General features: G+C 71.9%; 19 protein-coding genes. 9 read left to right on the top strand and 10 right to left on the bottom strand.

Going from position 1 to position 17,531, the window contains the following annotated elements:
• Positions 1 to 51: 51 nt before the first annotated feature.
• Positions 52 to 1,710, bottom strand: a complete 1,659-nt coding sequence (locus AC07DI_RS30320) for an amidohydrolase (RefSeq protein ID WP_478907377.1) — start codon at positions 1,708 to 1,710, stop codon at positions 52 to 54.
• A gap of 43 nt (positions 1,711 to 1,753) precedes the next feature.
• The gene (locus tag AC07DI_RS30315) at positions 1,754 to 2,194 is read right to left on the bottom strand and encodes an Lrp/AsnC family transcriptional regulator (protein ID WP_030789227.1); all 441 of its coding nucleotides are present in this window, start codon (positions 2,192 to 2,194) and stop codon (positions 1,754 to 1,756) included.
• Between the two features lie 269 nt (positions 2,195 to 2,463).
• On the opposite strand from AC07DI_RS30315, the gene AC07DI_RS30310 reads away from it, so the two are divergent.
• Complete coding sequence (locus AC07DI_RS30310; protein ID WP_384258090.1) at positions 2,464 to 2,892, top strand: hypothetical protein; 429 nt, start codon at positions 2,464 to 2,466, stop codon at positions 2,890 to 2,892.
• Between the two features lies 1 nt (position 2,893).
• Here the strand turns inward: AC07DI_RS30310 and AC07DI_RS30305 are convergent, their stop codons facing one another.
• Together AC07DI_RS30305 and AC07DI_RS30300 are read right to left on the bottom strand one after the other, a co-directional pair.
• Positions 2,894 to 3,994 carry a phosphotransferase family protein gene (locus tag AC07DI_RS30305; protein ID WP_478907374.1) on the bottom strand — a complete coding sequence of 367 codons (1,101 nt, stop codon included), beginning with the start codon at positions 3,992 to 3,994 and terminating at the stop codon, positions 2,894 to 2,896.
• Between the two features lie 28 nt (positions 3,995 to 4,022).
• Positions 4,023 to 5,150 (bottom strand): Rv3169 family protein, encoded by a 1,128-nt coding sequence (locus AC07DI_RS30300; protein WP_478907372.1) that lies wholly within the window; start codon positions 5,148 to 5,150, stop codon positions 4,023 to 4,025.
• Positions 5,151 to 5,414: 264 nt separating this feature from the next.
• Here AC07DI_RS30300 and AC07DI_RS30295 point away from each other — a divergent pair, with 264 nt between their 5' ends.
• Complete coding sequence (locus tag AC07DI_RS30295; RefSeq protein WP_478907370.1) at positions 5,415 to 5,957, top strand: hypothetical protein; 543 nt, start codon at positions 5,415 to 5,417, stop codon at positions 5,955 to 5,957.
• Here AC07DI_RS30295 and AC07DI_RS30290 read toward each other — a convergent pair.
• On the bottom strand, positions 5,917 to 7,092 hold the full coding sequence (locus tag AC07DI_RS30290; RefSeq protein ID WP_478907368.1) for an acyl-CoA dehydrogenase family protein: 1,176 nt from the start codon (positions 7,090 to 7,092) through the stop codon (positions 5,917 to 5,919). The two genes, AC07DI_RS30295 and AC07DI_RS30290, sit on opposite strands and share 41 nt — an antisense overlap.
• 347 nt (positions 7,093 to 7,439) lie before the next feature.
• Here AC07DI_RS30290 and AC07DI_RS30285 point away from each other — a divergent pair, with 347 nt between their 5' ends.
• Positions 7,440 to 8,702: a glycoside hydrolase family 18 protein gene (locus tag AC07DI_RS30285; RefSeq protein WP_384258079.1), complete on the top strand. Its 1,263-nt coding sequence runs from the start codon at positions 7,440 to 7,442 to the stop codon at positions 8,700 to 8,702.
• A 93-nt stretch (positions 8,703 to 8,795) separates the two neighbouring features.
• Here AC07DI_RS30285 and AC07DI_RS30280 read toward each other — a convergent pair whose 3' ends face one another.
• Positions 8,796 to 9,419 carry a TetR/AcrR family transcriptional regulator gene (locus AC07DI_RS30280; RefSeq protein WP_384258077.1) on the bottom strand — a complete coding sequence of 208 codons (624 nt, stop codon included), beginning with the start codon at positions 9,417 to 9,419 and terminating at the stop codon, positions 8,796 to 8,798.
• A gap of 234 nt (positions 9,420 to 9,653) precedes the next feature.
• On the opposite strand from AC07DI_RS30280, the gene AC07DI_RS30275 reads away from it, so the two are divergent.
• From AC07DI_RS30275 to AC07DI_RS30265, 3 genes are read left to right on the top strand one after another with little or no spacing between them, the layout of a single operon-like run.
• A complete protein-coding gene (locus AC07DI_RS30275; RefSeq protein WP_478907447.1) occupies positions 9,654 to 10,175 on the top strand; it encodes a DUF6230 family protein in 522 nt (173 codons plus the stop codon).
• Entirely contained in the window at positions 10,166 to 11,164 is a 999-nt protein-coding gene (locus tag AC07DI_RS30270) for a DUF6114 domain-containing protein (protein WP_478907365.1), read from the top strand. The genes AC07DI_RS30275 and AC07DI_RS30270 overlap by 10 nt, the downstream gene beginning before the upstream one ends.
• Positions 11,165 to 11,216: 52 nt before the next feature.
• Positions 11,217 to 12,158, top strand: a complete 942-nt coding sequence (locus AC07DI_RS30265) for a hypothetical protein (RefSeq protein ID WP_478907363.1) — start codon at positions 11,217 to 11,219, stop codon at positions 12,156 to 12,158.
• Here the strand turns inward: AC07DI_RS30265 and AC07DI_RS30260 are convergent.
• Complete coding sequence (locus AC07DI_RS30260) at positions 12,136 to 12,282, bottom strand: SCO1431 family membrane protein (RefSeq protein ID WP_384258071.1); 147 nt, start codon at positions 12,280 to 12,282, stop codon at positions 12,136 to 12,138. The genes AC07DI_RS30265 and AC07DI_RS30260 overlap by 23 nt on opposite strands.
• A gap of 224 nt (positions 12,283 to 12,506) precedes the next feature.
• Here AC07DI_RS30260 and AC07DI_RS30255 point away from each other — a divergent pair, with 224 nt between their 5' ends.
• Together AC07DI_RS30255 and AC07DI_RS30250 are read left to right on the top strand one after the other, a co-directional pair.
• The gene (locus AC07DI_RS30255) at positions 12,507 to 13,994 is read left to right on the top strand and encodes a M1 family metallopeptidase (RefSeq protein WP_384258069.1); all 1,488 of its coding nucleotides are present in this window, start codon (positions 12,507 to 12,509) and stop codon (positions 13,992 to 13,994) included.
• An 80-nt stretch (positions 13,995 to 14,074) separates the two neighbouring features.
• A complete protein-coding gene (locus AC07DI_RS30250) occupies positions 14,075 to 14,269 on the top strand; it encodes a CsbD family protein (protein ID WP_478907360.1) in 195 nt (64 codons plus the stop codon).
• A gap of 205 nt (positions 14,270 to 14,474) precedes the next feature.
• Here AC07DI_RS30250 and AC07DI_RS30245 read toward each other — a convergent pair whose 3' ends face one another.
• From AC07DI_RS30245 to AC07DI_RS30235, 3 genes are all read right to left on the bottom strand, one after another.
• Positions 14,475 to 14,624, bottom strand: a complete 150-nt coding sequence (locus AC07DI_RS30245) for a hypothetical protein (RefSeq protein ID WP_384258063.1) — start codon at positions 14,622 to 14,624, stop codon at positions 14,475 to 14,477.
• The gene (locus AC07DI_RS30240; protein WP_384258061.1) at positions 14,621 to 14,812 is read right to left on the bottom strand and encodes a hypothetical protein; all 192 of its coding nucleotides are present in this window, start codon (positions 14,810 to 14,812) and stop codon (positions 14,621 to 14,623) included. Before AC07DI_RS30240 ends, AC07DI_RS30245 begins: the two co-directional genes overlap by 4 nt.
• Before the next feature lie 165 nt (positions 14,813 to 14,977).
• Positions 14,978 to 16,333, bottom strand: coding sequence for a peptidase C39 family protein (locus AC07DI_RS30235; RefSeq protein WP_478907445.1), 1,356 nt, complete (start codon positions 16,331 to 16,333; stop codon positions 14,978 to 14,980).
• A 290-nt stretch (positions 16,334 to 16,623) separates the two neighbouring features.
• Here AC07DI_RS30235 and AC07DI_RS30230 point away from each other — a divergent pair, with 290 nt between their 5' ends.
• Complete coding sequence (locus tag AC07DI_RS30230; RefSeq protein WP_478907358.1) at positions 16,624 to 17,277, top strand: uridine kinase family protein; 654 nt, start codon at positions 16,624 to 16,626, stop codon at positions 17,275 to 17,277.
• Positions 17,278 to 17,531: the final 254 nt, after the last annotated feature.

The raw sequence follows: 17,531 nt of genomic DNA, 5'->3' as shown, positions 1-17,531 counted from the left end.
GTCGTGCGACGGCGTGGCGGGGCGCGATCGGCGGCGCGCACCGCCGGTACATCACTCGTCCGGCCGCACGAACACCGGCTGACCGCCCACCACCGTGCGCAGGCAGACGGGGAGTTCGGCGCCCGGCGACAGGTCGGGCAGGCCGGGCGTGCCGGAGCGGGGGTCGGTCGACCAGCGGGCCACGCGGTCGTCGGGGGCCTGCACCACGAGGTCGTCGGCGCGCCACACGGCGTAGTCCGCGGGCGCGCCCGGCACCAGGACGCCCGCGTCGTCGCGGCCGACGGCCCGCCAGCCGCCCCGAGTGTGGGCGGTGAACGCGGCGCGCACCGAGACGCGGTGCTCGGGCGTCCGGTGGAAGGCGGCGGCGCGGACGGTGCCCCACGGGTCCAGTGGGGTGACGGGGCTGTCGGAGCCGAAGGCGAGGGGCACGCCGGCGCGCAGGAGGGCCGCGAACGGGTTGAGGGTGCGGGCCCGCTCCGCGCCCAGGCGCTGGACATACATGCCGTCCTCGCCGCCCCAGAGCGCGTCGAAGGCGGGCTGCACGGACGCGGTGAGGCCGAACTCGGCGAAGGCGGCGATCGTCTCGGGCGTGAGCATCTCGGCGTGCTCGACACGGTGGCGGGCGGCGCGGACACGGGCCGGGCCGACCTTCTCCGCGGCTGCGCGGATGCCGTCGACCACCGAGGCCACGGCGGCGTCCCCGATGGCGTGGAAGCCCGCCTGGAGGCCCATCTCGGTGCACGCCACGACGTGGGCGGCGACGGCCGCGGCGTCCAGGTAGGCGGTGCCCGTGCCGGCGCCGTGTGCGTCCGCGTACGGCTCGTGCAGGCAGGCGGTGTGCGAGCCGAGGGCGCCGTCGACGAAGAGGTCGCCCGCCGCGCCCGCCGCGCCCAGTTCGCGGGCCCGCCGGACGTCCTGGTCGGCCCAGTAGCCGACGACGCGCGGGCCCGGTTCCTCGGCGGCGAGCCGCAGCAGCCCGGTGAAGTCGTCCTCGTCGGAGATCTCGGGGCCCGCGCACTCGTGCACGGAGCCGATGCCGAGCGAGGCGGCGTGCGCGAGGGCGGCGCGCTGGGCCTGTGTGCGCTGCCGCGGGGTGACGGCGGCGAGGGCCGCGGCGCGCACCCCGTGGTGGGCGTCGCCGGTCAGCGGGGCGTCCGGGCGGTAGCCGGTCCGGTCGGTGACGCCGGGCACGAGGTCGAGCAGTGCGGTGGTGACCACCGCGGAGTGGACGTCGATGCGCGAGAGGTACAGGGGACGGCCGCCGGTCGCCTCGTCGAGTTCCGCGCGCGTGGGCGGCCGTCCGCCGGGCCAGCGCGCGGCGTCCCAGCCGTGGCCCAGGAGGACGGTGTCCTGCGGGTGTGCGGCGGCGTGTTCGCGCACGAGAACGAGTGCGTCGGCCAGCGAGCGGGCGCCCGTCAGGTCGAGGCCCGTCAGCGCGAGTCCGGTGGCGGTGGTGTGCACGTGGGCGTCCGTGAACGCCGGGGTGACCAGGGCCCCCGCCAGATCGACCACCTCGTCGACCCCGTCGACGAAGGCGTCCGCCGCGCCCTCGGAGCCGACCCAGGCGACATGGCCGCGCTCGACGACCATCGCGGTCGCGAACGGGTCGGCGGGGCTGTGGACGTCGCCGCCGCGCAGCAGCACGGTGCGGTGGTGCGAGGGATGCTGGGGATCCGGGAGGTCGTTCCCGGGGGCGGTGCTCTGGCTCATGGGGACCAGTCTCGCCCCTGCGGGCGGGCGGCCGGCGCGCGGGTCACACCTGGGGCGGGCGCGCCTCGTACGGGGTGGAGAGGACGACCGTCGTGCGGGTGGAGACACCGGCGAGCGCCCGCAGGCGGCTGAGCAGGTGCTCCAGCTCCAGCGGGGTGGCGACGCGGACCTTGAGGATGTAGTTCTCGTCGCCGGCGACGCTGTGGCACGCCTCGATCTCCGGGACGCCCGCGAGCCGTTCGGCGATGTCGTCGGGGGCGCTCGGGTCGAACGGCTTCACCGAGATGAACGCGGTGAGCGGCAGCCCGACCGCCTCGGGGTCGACGACCGCGGCGTAACCGCGGATGACGCCCCGCTGCTCCAGGCGGCGCACACGCTGGTGCACGGCCGACGTGGACAGGCCCGTGGCCTTGCCCAGGTCGGTGTAGCTCATCCGCCCGTCCTTGACGAGCAGCTGCACGATCTGTCGGTCCAGCTCCTCCATGCGCCGAACCTACAGGGCTCTTGATCCCCGCGGATACCTGAGCGGCTGAACGCGGCGCACATCGGTGAAGTCCGCGCGAGCGCGGGCCTCGGCGCGAGCGGCCCACTCGTCTCCCCGCGACCTGGCAACTCCACGCGGCATGTGACGAATGCCACAGCCCTGTGACCGTGTCCGCGAAGATGCAACGATTACCTCTACGACGGGACGGGAAGTGCTTGCTGTGGTCGAGGCCGCAGCGCCTTGTCGGCCCACCCGAGGGGGAGATTTCCATGCAGAATTTGAAGCGCCCCGGCCGGTCTGCCCGCGCCAAGCAGCAGCCGGCCGTCGAGCCCGAGCCGGAGGGCGTCGAACCGGCCGACGACTTCCTCGACTCCTACGACACCTTTGAGATGTACCGGGTGCACTGCCCCGACTGCGGGCAGCCCATCGCGCTCCTCGCGGACGAGGACGTGCTGCCCGAGCACGCGCTGTGCCCCACTCCGTGGAACCCGTTCGGCCTGACGGTCTGCGCCGGCACCGGCCGCGCGGCCACCGACGCGGCGCCGGCGGACGAGTCGATGGAGGTTCAGGAGCAGGACACCGCCCTGCTGTTGACGCTCCCTCAGGGGCTCGACTGGCGGACCCAGCCCTTCTCGCACGTGGACGGGCCGGGATCGCGCCCGATCCGGGTGCCGCGACAGGACCGGCCCGCCGCCTGATTCACCAGTAGCTGCCCTGCACCATGGCGGCGAGGCTGCCGTGGTGCAGGATCAGTCTGTCTGCGGCTTCCGCGCTCCCGGGCGCCGCGGCCTCGCCGAAGTGCACTTGGCGGTAGGCGATGCGCAGCATGACGATCGCGTGCCGCAGCGCCGCGTACAGCGTGTAGAAGTCCATGTCGCGCGGCGCGTGCCCGGTGAAGCGGGCGTACGCCTCCTCGACGCGGTCCCTGCGCAGGAACTCGGGCAGCCCCGGCTGGCCGAAACTCACCGTCAAGTCCTGGAAGAAGCGGTGCAGGTAGACGAGCCAGCCGAGGTCGACCTCCCGCGGCGCGAGGGCGGCCATCTCCCAGTCGAGGACGGCGACGGGCTCGAAGCCGTCGTAGATGATGTTCCCGATGCGCGCGTCACCCCAGTTGAGGACGGTCTCGCCGACGGTCCGCGGCCATATGTCCGCCAGCCGGTCGAAGGCACTCTCGATCACGGGTGAGCGCGGCAGACCTGCCACCACCCATTCGTAGTACGCGCGTTGGGCCGCGACATGCCGTCGCAGGGCGTCGCCCTCGCCCGGCAGCGCGAGGAACCGCGCGGCACTGGGCGGCACTTGGTCGTGCAGGCGGGCGACGACGCGGACCGATTCCTCTTCGAGGCGGGCGCGTTCGGCGTCGGTCGCCTCGTACAGCCAGTTGCCCTCGTACGTGTAGGGCATGACGTCCGGCGGGACGCGGCCGTCGACCCGCTCCATGACGAAGAAGGGGGCACCGAGCGGGCCGGGGTCCTCTTCCAGCCACATCACGCGCGGCACCGGCACGTCGGTACGCTCGGCGACGAGCCGCATCGTGCGGTACTGGCGCGGCATGTCGTAGACGGGGAAGACCGTGTACGCCGCCGGGTCGGCCGCCACCCGCAACGCACAGTGCCTGAACGGCGGTTCGGGGTGCTCGACGGTGAAGAGCAGTGTCTCGCTGGACATGCCGTTGGACTCGGGCACGCTCACGTCGACGGCCTCGGCGCCGGGCAGCCGGGCGCCGAGCCAGGCGGTGAGGCGGCGGGCGAGGTCTGCCGGTTCGCGGGTGGTGGTGCGGGGGCGGGGTGCCGTTGCCACGTGCGTCCTCCTTCCTGCAGGACGTGCCTCAGGGCGCCACGGAGTCGAAGCCCGTGAAGCCGCTCGGGTCGTGGCGGCCGAAGCTGCCGTGCTCGAAGATGCCGTATCCGGTACGCCCGTCGAGGGTGAAGCGCGCGGCGTGGTCGATGACTCCGTACGCGGCGAGCGGGTGGGCCGCGGGGTCCGACAGGTCGTAGGCGCGACGGTCGGTCCAGTCGCGGCCGCGCCAGGTGCCGTGCTGCCAGTCGTCGGCGGGCGGGTAGCCTGCGCCGACGGCCAGGGGCAGCGAGCCCAGGACCGTCACGCCGAGTTCCAGGGGCTTGCGGCCCTCGGGATCGGTGAGGTGGATGACGGCGCTCTCGGGGTGGCGGGTGCCGGAACGGTAGGCGATGTCGGCCTGGGGCCAGCCGAGTTGGCGGTCGCGCAGGCCGGGGCGGACGAGGGTGGCGTCGTTGAGGGTGCGGTAGCCGTCCGCGTCCTCCTGCGCGATGACCATGAGGAAGCGGTCGTCGAAGCGCACCGGGCACCAGATCCAGTGGAAGCCCTCGGTGGCGAACTCCTCCTCCAACAGGCCGCGTTCCTCGCCGGGAATGGGCCGCACGCCCCAGCTGCGGTCACGGGTCGCGGTCCACTCCCCCGCCGTCACGGCCGTCTCTTCGCCCCCCGCCCGGATCATCCCCGAGGGCCGCCCCGCCTGCACGAAGCGGCGCCCTTCGAGGGTGAGCCGGTCGCCGCGGCGCTGGATGTGGTGCGGCTCCCACAGGGCGGGGAAGTCGGCGGTCCAGGTGAGGTCGTAGGAGAGGGACGCGGGGTCGTCGGGGTCGGCGGCGCACTCCAGGCGGATGCGGCGCAGCGGCTCCTCGACGGTGATGCGCAGCGGGCCGACACGGAGGTTCATCCGGTCCTCGCCGAGCGCGTCGCTCGCGCGTACGGCGTGGAGGGTGTTCCCGGTACGCAGCGTGGCGTACGCGTCGATGACACCGGTGTTCGGATAGACGCCGAGGCCGAGGATGAGCAGGGCGCGGCCCTGATGGTCGAAGAGGTGGAAGATGCATCGGTCGTAGGCGTTGCGGTCTCCTGTCGCGACGTGCTTCATCGACAGGGGAACCTGGTGCACGGGGTATTCGTCGAGCGGGACCGGACGGTCGTCTGCCACGTCAGACCTCCCTGGTAGCACGGCAGTTCAGGGCGGCGGGAGCGGTGCGGACCGCCGACGCGGAGTTGACGGTACGTCAGTTCGCGGGACGGAGCCAGAGAGGCGGCAGGCCGTTCGCGGATCGCGCGGCGCGTCCCGCGCCGGGCGCGCGGCATGCCGTACGTGCGCCTCCCGCACCGCCACCGCGCCGCCCGGGCAGCCCATGCACAGACGCTCGATTCCCCGGGGCGGTGACTTCCGCCCGGCACCGGGCGTTGGCCGTGTATGACCCCCACGGACATGGGCACGGACACGGGCATCGACACGGGCCCGGCGCACCTCCCCAACGGCCGCCGGCGGCGCACTCTGGTGGCGTTGCCCGCCTCCGCAGAATCGGTTCCCCGGCGGTCGCAGGACCCGTCGGCGCACCAGGCGCAGTACCCGCCGCAGCACCAGGCACCACAGCAGTCGGCGCACCAGTCGGTGCGTCCGCCCCAGCCGCACCAGCACGTGCACCAGCACGTGCACCAGCAGCCGAACCCGAACCCGTACATGTACCAGCACCCGAGCCGGCCCTACCAGCAGGCGTATCAGCAGACATATCAGCAGCCGTACCAGCAGATGCAGCCGCAGCCACAGGCTCAGCAGGCTCAGCAGGCTCAGGCTCAGGATCCGCCGATCTACGGCGCGCTGGTCCGCCACTGGGCCGACCGCGGCCGGACGCTGCCGGGGCGCCACGACCCCGAGTGGGCGCGGCTCGTGGCTTCGCCGGTGCGCCTCGGCCAGTTCAGCGCCGCGAGTCGGGACCCGCGAGGTGACGCGCGATGACCATGCGCTGGATCTGATTGGTGCCCTCGACGATCTGCAGCACCTTGGCCTCGCGCATGAGGCGCTCCACGGGGAAGTCCGCGGTGTAGCCGTACCCCCCGAGGACCTGCACGGCGTCCGTGGTCACCTTCATCGCGGCGTCCGTGCACAGCAGCTTGGCCATGGCCGCCTGCTTGGCGAACGGCCGTCCCGCGTCCCGGAGCCTCGCCGCGGCCAGATAGAGCGCCCGGCCCGCCTCGATCTGGGTCGCCATGTCCGCGAGCATGAAGCGCAGGCCCTGGAAGTCGGCGATGGGCCGGCCGAACTGCTTGCGTTCGGTGGCGTAGGCGACGGCCTCGTCGAGCGCCGCCTGGGCCACGCCGATCGCGCAGGCCGCGATGCCGAGCCGCCCCGAGTCCAGCGCGGAGAGCGCGATGGCGAAGCCCTGCCCCTCGTCGCCGATGCGGCGTGAGTCGGGAACGCGGACGCCGTCGAAGTGGATCTGGGCGGTGGGCGAGCCCTTCATGCCCATCTTCTTCTCGGGCACCGCGGCGCTCAGGCCCTCGGCGTCGCCAGGGACCAGGAAGGCCGTGACGCCGCGCGGGCCGTCGACGCCGGTCCTGGCCATGACGGTGTAGAAGTCGGCGATGCCGCCGTGGGTGATCCACGCCTTGGTGCCGGTGACGGTCCAGTCGCCGTCGTCCGCGACGGCCTTCGTGCGCAGCGACGCGGCGTCGGATCCCGCCGCGGGCTCGGACAGGCAGTACGCCCCGAGGAGGCCGCCGCCGAGCATGTCCGGCAGGTGCTCGGCCTGCTGCTCCTTGGTGCCGTAACCGGCGAGCGCGTGGCAGGAGAGGGTGTGGACGCTGACGCCGAGACCGACGGTCAGGCGCGCGGCGGCGAGCTCCTCCAGAACCTGCAGATAGACCTCGTACGGCTGGTCGCCGCCGCCGAACTCCTCCGCGTACGGCAGTCCGAGGAGGCCGGATTCGGAGAGCAGCGTGAAGATCTCGCGGGGGAAGCGCCCGGCGTCCTCTTCCTCGGCCGCCTTCGGGGCGATCTCGCGCTGGGCGATGTCCCGGACCAGCGAGAGCAGATCCCTGGCCTCGTCCGTGGGCAGCTGACGCTCCACCGACGGCGCGATGTGGTCGGGCATGACGCTCTCCTCCCTGTGGGGCTGCGGCGGACGCCCGCGCTGGGTGGGGCGGCGCCGCCGGGAAACGTTGCCCAGCCAGGGTCTCCCTCCGGGTCACGGAAGCAGCTGACCAGCGGCTGTGGCGCGTTGAGTATGCCCGATCGATGGCGGCCAGTCACTAGTTAACGACCGCTTACTCGAAAGACAGCTGAAGATCGCCGTCGGCGGTCCGATTGGTACGAACCATTGACGCACTGGTCTAGTCCTCCTACTGTTCCCCCGAACGACTTAACGCGTTCATGCCAAGCCTTACCAGCAGGTCCACAGCACCACTTCCCCCTCCCTGGTTCCCCCCACAAGGAGACACGATGCTCAGACCGCACACCCCCCGCGCCTCCCTGCGGGCGCTCCTCGCCACCACCTGTTGCGCCGTTCTCGGCGCCGGTCTGCTGGCCGGCGCGGGCAGCGCCGCCGCCGAGCAGGACAAGGGCGCCCCGGCGAAGGCGACGGCCGATTCGAAGGTCTCCGCCGGCTCCAAGGTCGTCGGCTACTTCACCGAATGGGGCGTCTACGACCGGAATTACCACGTCAAGAACATCGAGACGTCCGGTTCGGCCAACAAGCTCACGCACATCAACTACTCCTTCGGCAACGTCCAGGGCGGCAAGTGCGCGATGGGCGACGCCTACGCGGCGACCGACAAGGCGTACACCGCCGACCAGTCCGTGGACGGCGTCGCCGACACCTGGGACCAGCCCCTGCGCGGCAACTTCAACCAGCTGCGCAAGCTGAAGAAGAAGCACCCCGACCTCAAGGTCCTCTGGTCCTTCGGGGGCTGGACCTGGTCGGGCGGCTTCACCGAGGCGGCGAAGAACCCCGCCGCCTTCGCCCAGTCCTGCTACGACCTGGTCGAGAACTCCAAGTGGGCCGATGTCTTCGACGGCATCGACATCGACTGGGAGTACCCCAACGCCTGCGGCCTGACGTGCGACACGAGCGGGCGCGCGGCGTACAAGAACCTGATGTCCGCGGTCCGTTCGAAATTCGGGAGCAAGAACCTGGTGACCGCGGCGATCCCCGCGGACGCCTCGGACGGCGGCAAGATCGACGCCGCCGACTACGCGGGCGCGGCCCAGTACGTCGACTGGTACAACCCGATGACGTACGACTTCTTCGGCGCCTGGGACGCGAAGGGCCCGACGGCCCCGCACTCGCCGCTCACCTCGTACAGCGGCATCCCCAAGGCGTCCTGGAACTCCGACGCGACGATCAAGAAGCTGAAGGCGCTCGGCATTCCGTCCCAGAAGCTGCTGCTCGGCATCGGCTTCTACGGCCGCGGCTGGACCGGCGTCACGCAGAAGGAGCCGGGCGGCACCGCGACGGGCCCGGCGGCGGGCAAGTACGAGCAGGGCATCGAGGACTACAAGATCCTCAAGACCAAGTGCCCGGCCAACGGCACGGTCGGCGGAACGGCGTACGCGTACTGCGGCAACAACTGGTGGAGCTACGACACCCCGGCGACCATCGCGGGAAAGATGGGCTACAAGAACCAGCAGGGCCTCGGCGGCACCTTCTTCTGGGAGCTGAGCGGGGACACGTCCAACGGTGAGCTGATCAAGGCGATCAACTGACGTCGCGTACACGCTGAACGGGGGGGGCGGGAGCCGGCGGGCTCCCGCCCTTCCGCTTGCGGTCGGGGCGTACTGCCGCTCGGATACGCCCCCTCAGGGCCGCGCCGGCGCCGGATACGACGGCTCGAAGTCCTCAATGACCCGCATCGTGTCGCCGAGCGTGCGCACCAGGAGTGCGCCGACGCTCTCTCGGGTGAGCCCCCTGCGGCCGATCCAGTCGAGCGTGATGCCCTCCACGCTGCACAGCCAGCCGAGCAGCGCGGTGCGGGCCAGCTGCGGTATGTCCGTGCGGCCGTACGCGCCCTCGGCGATCGCCGCGATCAGCGCCTCGCGCACGCCGTCGCGTATGGCGTGCACCTCGGCGTCGAAGCCGACGCCGCCGCTGATGATCGTGCGGTACGCAGCCTGGTGGTGCTCGGCGTAGCGCAGGTAGCCGTCGATGGTGCGCTGCACCCGCTCCACGGGCGGCAGGTTGTCGTGCCGCCCCGCACGCGCCACCAGTTCGGTCACGGACTCCTCGATGATCGCGAGGTAGTAGCCGCGCTTGGACTTGAAGTAGTAGTAGATCAGCCCTTTGGCGACGCCCGCCTGCTTCGCGATGTCGTCCATCGAGAGGGCGTCGTAGGACGTGTCGGCGAACAGCTTGCGGCCGATGGCGATGAGTTCGGCGCGGCGCGCCACGGAGCGGCCGGTACCGCGCTGTTGACTATTATTCAATTTCGGCCCTAGTCTCCAACTGCCTCGGGAAGTCCGCAGTATGGCAGACCGGCACCACCCGTCGGCCGCCTCCCGAAGGCGCTTCACGCACTCCCCTTACGCACGCTCGACGACGCGAAACGACGTACGGGAGGAAGAACAGTGGGCGCAGCACGCAGCGCGTTACGCGAGGGCAGGACTTCCTGGAAGAAGACGGCCGTGGTGGCCCTGCCCGCGGTCCTGGCCGTCGGCGTGATGGCCTCCGTGATGGCCGAGGGCGCGCTCGCCGCGTCCTTCGCGGTCTCGGGCACCAGCTTCCAGGTGTCGTCCGGCAAACTGACCAGTGAAGGGCTGTCCTCCTACGTCCAGACGGACCGGGACGCCGACGGCAAGGGGCACCCCGTGGCGCTCCTCGGGATCGGCGACGCGACCCTCACCGACATCTGCCAGGCCGCCGCGGTGAAGACACCGGTCGGGACCGTCGTGTTCAAGCTGACCGCGGGCGGCGACGCCGGCAATGTCACAGCCAGCAATCTCGTCATCGACGGCGAGGACCTGGTCGGCGACGCCCGCTTCGGCACCGCGGAGATCGGCCGGGACGCCTCCACGCTCGACGAGGTGTCCGGGGTCAAGGGTCCGAAGGGCAAGTTCGGGCTGCAGGCCGGGGACATCGAGGTCGCCGGGGTGAAGTCGCACGCCTGGTCGGCGACGGGCGGCAACTTCCGGCTCAAGGGCATGCGGGTGGACGTCAGCCTCGGCGGCAAGAAGTGCTTCTGACCGGCGGCGGCAGGGGCGGGGTCAGACCCTTCCGCGCGGACGGCGGCGGCTGGCTCGACCGCCGCCTCCCGTGGCCCGGCCCGCGCCGGATCATGCGCAGGTGGCGGCGGACCCGGCCGTTCTGGGGCGGCCTGCTGCTGATCCTCGGCGGCGCCGAGCTGATCCTGACCCCGCTCTCGCCGCTGAGCGTGCTCGTCAGCCTGGGGCTCGGCGGGATCGCGGCGCTCGGCATCGGGATCGCGCTGATCGTGGCGGGGCTCTTCCTCTGGCTGCTGCCGCACACGCACCACTATGTGAGCGTCAACGCCCTGATCCTTTCGGTGCTGTCGTTCGCGGCCACCAACCTGGGCGGGTTCCTGGTCGGCATGCTGCTGGGGATCGTGGGAAGCGCCATGGGGTTCGGCTGGACGCCGGTGCCCCAGGACGCCGAGGAGGATCCGGCGCGCCCCAGGGTGCGCGACGGACAGGGCACCCGGACGCTCGGCGTGCTGCTTCCGGTGGCGATCGTCGCCGGGCTCGTGGTGCACGGGAGTCCGGCGCGGGCGGCCCCGGGCGAGCCGGCCGCGGCCGAGGCGGTCGTGGCGACGCGCGTGCCGCCGACCATCACCACGACGCTCTTCGCCCCGCAGGGCTTCATCGTGGCGGGCGTCCGCGAGATCCCCACCGCGGACGGTCCTTTGAAGGTCATGGTGCTGCGGATGAAGGCGGCCTCGCTCACGGACTACGCGCTCACGACGCGCGACGGCGCCGGCGGTGAACTCGCCCTGGGCGCCGACACGTTGGACCTGAGCGGTTCGGTCACGCTCTATCTGACCAAGTTCAAGGGGTGCCTGGAGGGCATCCTCTGCCTCACCTTCACGCCCGACAGGCTGCCGGTGCCGCCCCTGGTGCCGCCGTTCGTCTTCATGACGGACGTGAGCGCCGAGCAGGCCCTGGTCACCTCGGACTCGATCGTGGCGGGCGGGCTCAGTCTCAAGGCCTCGGCGTGAGGGGCTCGGCGTGAGGGGCTCGGCGTGAGGGGCTCGGCATGAGGGGCTCGGCATGATCCAGATTCAGGCAGCGCTCTTCTGGGCGTACGCGATCGGCGCGACCTTCGCCCTCTCGGCCGGGCGGCAGCTCCAGGTGTGGGAGCGGATCAACGCGGGCGAGGGGCCGCGCACCCGCAGCCGGGCCGCCAACCCCTACCTGTCGCTCACCGCGCTCTTCGCCGCCGTCCTGCTGGTGCCCACCGGACTCTTCCAGCTCTGGCAGAACCCGTCCTGGGCGACCATGCACGTGGCCGGCGGCCACGAAGACGTGTGGGCGGGGTTCGTGCTGTTCTACGCGGGCGGGATCCCGGTGGCCGCGATCATCGGCTTCCTGGTGGCGCAGGCCCTGGTGCTCGTGGGCGCGGGCTACTGGGCGTACCTGAGTTGCGTCGGCGGGTACTTCCTGCTGTTCGGGACGTTGATCCACGGCTGGGACGGCAGCGGGTACGAGCGCTTCCTCTCCCCGGGCGCGCAGGATTTCGCCGACTGGCCGCGGGACAGCGTCGTCAATCACGTACTGGACTTCCTGACGTCCGGGACGTTCCTCGCGCTGCTGCTCTTCGGGGCCGCGGTGATCGGCACCATGCTGGTGACCGAGATCGGCTGGCTCATGGAGGGCTGGGCACTGCCGGGCGCCGACGAGGAGCGCAAGGTGCCGAGGCTGCTCGGCATCGCCATCGCGGGGGCCGGGATCTACGGGCTGCCGTTCGTGGGCGCACTCGTCGCGAGCGTCCTCGTGCGGCTCGTCGGCGGCCCGCTCGGCCTGCCGCTGTTCGCCGTGGTGGCGGGCGTGACGCTGCTGCACGGACGCTCACCGGTGCGGTGGCTGTACGGCCTCGTGGGCGTGCCGGGGCGGCACTGGCGGGCGGGCCTCGACGAGCCCGCGCCACCCACGGGCCACGGCGTCGGCGCCGACGGTCAGGAGAGCGACGTCACAGCAGACCGGCCTGGGTGACGAGCATCGCGAGGACCACGACGAGGGTCCAGCCCGCGAGGTGCTCAAGGATCCTCGAGCCGTCCTCCTCGGGGCCGCCGGTGCGGGCCTTCGCGGGGAGGACGGTGGCAGAGGTGGCAGTCATGGTGTTCTCGCTGACTTCGTGCGGCAGGTGACTTCCCCCAGGGCGGTCCCCTCGCGTCCGGGACGCGGGGCGGGACCGCTCTCCACCATGCCAGCCGATCGCGCTTTCGCGGGAGAGACCTTCATCACGCCACAACTACGACGCGGTGGCGCGCGTCTAACCACTCACGACGGGGCGACCTCCCCGCCCGTTCGCCCGCGCACCGCACGACCGAGAGGTTCCCGATGAGCACGAAACGGACGACGCCCCGCCCACGCCGCAGAGGGCGGCTCGTCCTCGCCGCCGCGGTCACCGCGGCGGCCGCCCTCACCGCACCGGTCTCGCAGGCCGCACCGGCCACCACCGAGAAGCCGTCGCCGGGCGCGCCCGGCCTCGGCGACCCGATGTTCCCGCTGGACGGGAACGGCGGGTACCGGGTGGACCACTACTACCTGGACTTCGACTGGCAGGCGCCGAAGACCCCGTTCGAGGCGACGACGACGATCAGGGCACACTCGACGCAGGCGCTCTCCCGCTTCAATCTCGATTTCGGCGGCAACACCCTGCACGCCGTCACCGTGAACGGCTCGGCGGCGGGCGCCGCACGCGAGGGCGACGAGCTGACGGTCACACCCAAGTCCCCCATAGCCAGGGGGAGTTCGTTCACGGTCAAGGTCACCTACACCGCCGACCCGACACAGACACGCCACCGCGACGACGCGATCGAGGACTACGGCTGGATCCCCACGCCCGACGGCACGGTGGTCTACCCGCAGCCGAACGGCGCCCGGCTGATCTTCCCGGCCGACGACCACCCGAGCCGGCGCGCGCCGATCACCTTCCGCATCACGACGCCCGCCGACCGCACGGCCGTCGCCAACGGCAGGCTGGTCTCGCGCGCCGAGCGCCCCGACGGCCGGGTCCGCTGGACGTACGACTCCGAACAGCCGCTCTCCACGCAGCTCGTGCAGCTGGCCGTCGGCAAGTTCCGGCTGATCGACGGCGAGGGCCCCGGCGGCCTCCCGCTGCGCGACGTCGTCCCGGACGCGCTGGTCGAACCGACGGCCGCGTACCGGGGACTCACCCCGGACCATCTGACGTGGCTGGAGAAGAAGCTCGGCCCCTACCCCTTCGACCGCTACGGCCTCCTGGTCGGCGACACGGACCTCGGCGTGGCCCTGGAGACGCAGACGCTGTCACTCGTCCCGAAGGCGGATCTGCTCGGCACGCGGGTCGACGCCGAGCGGAACATGGTGCACGAGCTGACCCACCAGTGGTTCGGCGACAGCGTGGCCCTCAAGAGCTGGTCCGACCTGTGGCTGAGCGAGGGGCACGCCCGCTTCTACGAGCGCGAGTACTCCGAGCAGCACGGCGGGGACAGCTTCGAGGCCGCCATGAAGACGGCCTATCAGGCCCACGACCAGTGGCGCAGGGACTACGGCGCCCCCGCCGAGCCGACCGAGCCGAACCTCTTCAAGCGCATGCGGTACGACGGCTCGGCCCTGGTCCTTTACGCGCTGCGCGAGCGGGTCGGCGACGCGGCGTTCCAGCGGATCGAGCGGGCCTGGCTGACCGGCTTCAAGGGCCGCGCGGCGGGCACGGAGGACTTCGTCGGTCTGGCGTCGAAGGTCGCGGGCGAGGACCTGGAGGGCTTCCTGCACCCCTGGCTGTACGGTTCCACGACCCCGCCGATGCCGGGGCACCCGGACTGGGTGGTGACCCCGCCCGTGTGATCCGCGGCGCCGCCGCGCCCGACATGCGCTCTTCGTGCACACCTCATAGCGTGGTGGCATCCCCGACCAGAGGAGCCGTCATGGGCGACAGCGCCATGGACAAGGCAAAAGGCAAGGCCAAAGAGATGATGGGCAAGGCCTCGGGCAACGACCGCATGGCCGCCGAGGGCAAGACCGACAAGACCAAGGGCAAGGCCAAGGGCGCCGCGGACGACATGCGCGACAAGGCCGAGGGCGTCCGCGACTCGCTCCGCGAGAACCGCGACGACCGCTGACCCGACGCGGGTGCCCGCTCTTCCGCAGGGAAGGGCGGGCACCCGTGTGCCCTCAGCGCCTGTCTTCGAACCCCTCACCGGCCGCCCGCGTCATCCCCGTGTCCCGGCGCGCGGGCAGACGACGTGGAGGCGGACCGTGGCACCACCCGCCGACGCGCCGTGGATGTCATGGGTGGTGTACGGCTGGCCCGGCAGGATGGCGCGGTCACAGCGGGCGCAGATCATCACGGGCCTCCCGCACCTGCTGCCGCAGCCGTCTGCCCTTGGGGCAGTACTTGAGACGCCGGCAGGGATCGCACCGGTCGAGATGGTCGAGAAGCTTTCCCTGCCTCTCGGCGACTGTCGCGAGCGTCATGCCCCGCCCCCCGCGGCACAGGACGGGCAGGCGCGGGGAAACACGTCGGCGCGGTGGTCGACGCCCGCGTCCGGGCGGCTGCCCAGGTCGACGGCGGTGGCATTGTCGAGCGTGACGCCGCACGAGACGCACGCGCGGCCTCGGCGCTGCAGTTCGCTCAGCGCCGACAGGGCAGGGGGGTGCTGCACATCCATAAGGTTCCCGCATTCCTCGATCAGGTATGACGTGACCGTAGAACGCGGCGCCGCCGGGTTGGGTGCGCGAAATGCGTGTGTTGCTCCCGGAAGGCGTACGAGTCGGAGCGCGGGGCCGCGGGCCGGGGCGGCCGTGCGCCCCGGCCCTCCCCTCCCCGCTCAGCGCACCCCGACCGCGGCCAGCGCGGACCGTTGCCGCGCGGACAGCCTGGTCGGGAAGTACAGGTAGCAGACGCCGCCGGTACCCGAGACGACCTTGCCCGCGGCGTTGTAGCGCTTCGTACGCAGCCACACGTTCTCGAACTCACGCCGCTTGTAGACGCGGCGCACCGCCGCATCGCTCGGCGACGCCGGATCGTTGGCGATCACATCGCCGTCCGCCGTGAAGCCGATGACGGTCATCAGGTGGCCCGCCGTGCCGTACCCCGCGCCCGTCAGCTCCCCTTTGAGGAAGGACTGGGACGTTATGGCCGGGATGCCCGCGGCGATCAGCGACTCCAGCTCCGTGAGCGAGGCGAGCCGGGTGACGACTCCCTGGAGGCCCTTGTACGTCGAGGCGTACGCGGCGTTGAAGGGCCAGTTGCCGCAGCCGTCGTACTGGTAGTCGAAGGTGAAGCGGGCCGCGTGGCACACCTGGGGGTCGGCGTACGAGGGATCGACCCAGGCCAGCTGCTCGGGCGTCGGCCTGCGTCCCCAGTACTCGATGATCATCTGCGAGGAGGTCGGGCTGCACCAGGCCTCGCCTCCGTTGTCGTACTCCGGGTACTGGCCCGCGTGGATCTCCTGCGAGTAGCGCGGGACCCTCAGCTCCTTGGCGAGGCCCGGCTTCGATGCGGGCACCGTGAAGCGGTCGGGAACCGCCGAGGCCATCGCGCCGAGCCGCCACACCGTGGGGGTCACGAAGGCACCGGGCCTGCGGTACAGCGTCAGGCGCAGCCGGTACGCGACGATCCGCGGGCCCGCGGCGGCGTCGTCCACGGAGAGCGTGTCGGTCCAGACCGTGGACCTGCCGTCGGTCTGGTCGTCGACGGAGGTCCGCCGGATGTCGGTCTCCTTGTCGTCGCCCGAGGTCCAGCGGCCCATTACGTACCAGGGGGTGTCCGTACCGTCGGCGTACGTGCCGAGCAGCTCGACCTGGAGCCAGGTGCCGGCCGGGGTGTCGGCGTTCCAGGACGCGATGAGCTCCGTCGCCGGGACGGTGGAGCGGTGCGTGGGCGAGGTCCAGCGGGCGTACTCCCAGGTGGCCTTCTTGCCGGTGTGCGGGTCGGTGTAGTCGGTGCTGCCCGCGGGCCGCTCGATCCGCAGGCCGGCGCGGGCTCCGGGGACGGGCACGGCGCCCTCGGCGGTGCCGGTGTGCCAGTCCTTGAGCGAGACCCAGAAGCGGTTGTCCACCGGGCGCTCCGCGCGCGGGGCCCGGCCCCGGTCAGCGGCGGCCCCGAGGGCCAGGGCGGGAGCGGCGGTCGCCGCGAGAGCGGTCACGGCGGCGGCCGTGGCGAGGACGGATCTGCGGGACATGCCGTCGGTGCGATCGGTGCGGTGGCCGCCGCCGGTGCTACAGGTGCTGTCGGTGCTGTCGGTGCTGTCGGTTCTGCCAGCTCGGTCCATGAGGGACCCCCAGTCGACGTGGTTTCCGGCAAGAGCCGGAAGGTCGGGTCAGGTGCACGGAAGTGGGCCAACTATGGCGGTTCCCGGCCGACTTCTGCCAGCGGTCCGGCCGCTGTCGCGCACACCAATATTGGCCTCAACCAATGGCATGACCTGCGACGGCGCGCGGAACACATCCTTCCGCGGTCGTACCCTTACCGATGATGACCGGACAGCGCCCGCCCACCCCGCTCCCCCGCCTCGCCGACACCCTGCGCCGACTGCCGCCCTCCTGCGGGCCCGTGCGGCTGCTCGCCGTGGACGGCCACGCGGGTTCGGGCAAGTCGACGTTCGCCCGGCGGCTGGCCGAGGCGTTCGGCGACGCGCCCGTCCTGCGGCTGGACGACATCGCGAGCCACGAGGAACTGTTCGACTGGACGGAGCGGCTGCGGCGGCAGGTCGTGGTGCCGCTCTCCCACGGCGAGAGCGCGCACTACGCGATGTACGACTGGACCGAGCGCCGCTTCGGCCCCGCCCGCACCCCGCTGCCGCCCGCGCCCGTGGTGATCGTCGAGGGGGTCGGCGCGGGCCGCCGGGCGCTGCGCCCGCACCTCGCCGCGGTGCTGTGGATGGACGTGCCGCGGGAGGAGGCGTGGCAGCGGGGACGCCGACGGGACGGGGCGGTCCAGAGTGACTTCTGGGACGGCTGGGAGCCGGCGGAGCTCCGGCATTTCACCCGCGACCCCTCCCGCCCCTTCGCCCACCTTCTGGTACGTCAGCGCCCAGAGGGATATGAGGTGTTTCCCGGGCCGGGTGGGGCACTCACGGGCGGCCAGAATGTCACACAGAGTGAAGGACCATCGGCGGTCCGCTGAACCTGCGGGAAACCGCTTCCGCGCGGCCCCACAAGTTTGCGCGAGTGCCCCAACTCCGCTTGACCCAGGGCCCTTACAGGACTTACGTTCTGATTGTGCGGTCGTTCGAGACCGCCCGCAGACGCGAAGCCCCCGGTTGTTCCCCCGTGATCGGGGGCTTCGTTCTGCCCTGCGCGTCCGATTTCCGACCGCTGCGAGCCGCCGTTCGCTCACAGTCGGTCACCATCGGACCGGCCCCCTGCCGGTGCTTTCCG

This window comes from Streptomyces sp. NPDC044106 (genome assembly GCF_056433985.1).
Note: the sequence above shows the minus strand (reverse complement) of the source record. Positions and strands in the feature narration are given on the sequence as shown.

Bases quoted from the DNA above. Each gene is read 5' to 3' on its own strand.
- AC07DI_RS30320 (WP_478907377.1), bottom strand. From the start codon at position 1,710: ATGAGCCAGAGCACCGCCCCCGGGAACGACCTCCCGGATCCCCAGCAT.
- AC07DI_RS30315 (WP_030789227.1), bottom strand. From the start codon at position 2,194: ATGGAGGAGCTGGACCGACAGATCGTGCAGCTGCTCGTCAAGGACGGG.
- AC07DI_RS30310 (WP_384258090.1), top strand. From the start codon at position 2,464: ATGCAGAATTTGAAGCGCCCCGGCCGGTCTGCCCGCGCCAAGCAGCAG.
- AC07DI_RS30295 (WP_478907370.1), top strand. From the start codon at position 5,415: ATGACCCCCACGGACATGGGCACGGACACGGGCATCGACACGGGCCCG.
- AC07DI_RS30290 (WP_478907368.1), bottom strand. From the start codon at position 7,092: ATGCCCGACCACATCGCGCCGTCGGTGGAGCGTCAGCTGCCCACGGAC.
- AC07DI_RS30285 (WP_384258079.1), top strand. From the start codon at position 7,440: ATGCTCAGACCGCACACCCCCCGCGCCTCCCTGCGGGCGCTCCTCGCC.
- AC07DI_RS30275 (WP_478907447.1), top strand. From the start codon at position 9,654: ATGGCCTCCGTGATGGCCGAGGGCGCGCTCGCCGCGTCCTTCGCGGTC.
- AC07DI_RS30265 (WP_478907363.1), top strand. From the start codon at position 11,217: ATGATCCAGATTCAGGCAGCGCTCTTCTGGGCGTACGCGATCGGCGCG.
- AC07DI_RS30260 (WP_384258071.1), bottom strand. From the start codon at position 12,282: ATGACTGCCACCTCTGCCACCGTCCTCCCCGCGAAGGCCCGCACCGGC.
- AC07DI_RS30255 (WP_384258069.1), top strand. From the start codon at position 12,507: ATGAGCACGAAACGGACGACGCCCCGCCCACGCCGCAGAGGGCGGCTC.
- AC07DI_RS30250 (WP_478907360.1), top strand. From the start codon at position 14,075: ATGGGCGACAGCGCCATGGACAAGGCAAAAGGCAAGGCCAAAGAGATG.
- AC07DI_RS30245 (WP_384258063.1), bottom strand. From the start codon at position 14,624: ATGACGCTCGCGACAGTCGCCGAGAGGCAGGGAAAGCTTCTCGACCAT.
- AC07DI_RS30235 (WP_478907445.1), bottom strand. From the start codon at position 16,333: ATGTCCCGCAGATCCGTCCTCGCCACGGCCGCCGCCGTGACCGCTCTC.
- AC07DI_RS30230 (WP_478907358.1), top strand. From the start codon at position 16,624: ATGATGACCGGACAGCGCCCGCCCACCCCGCTCCCCCGCCTCGCCGAC.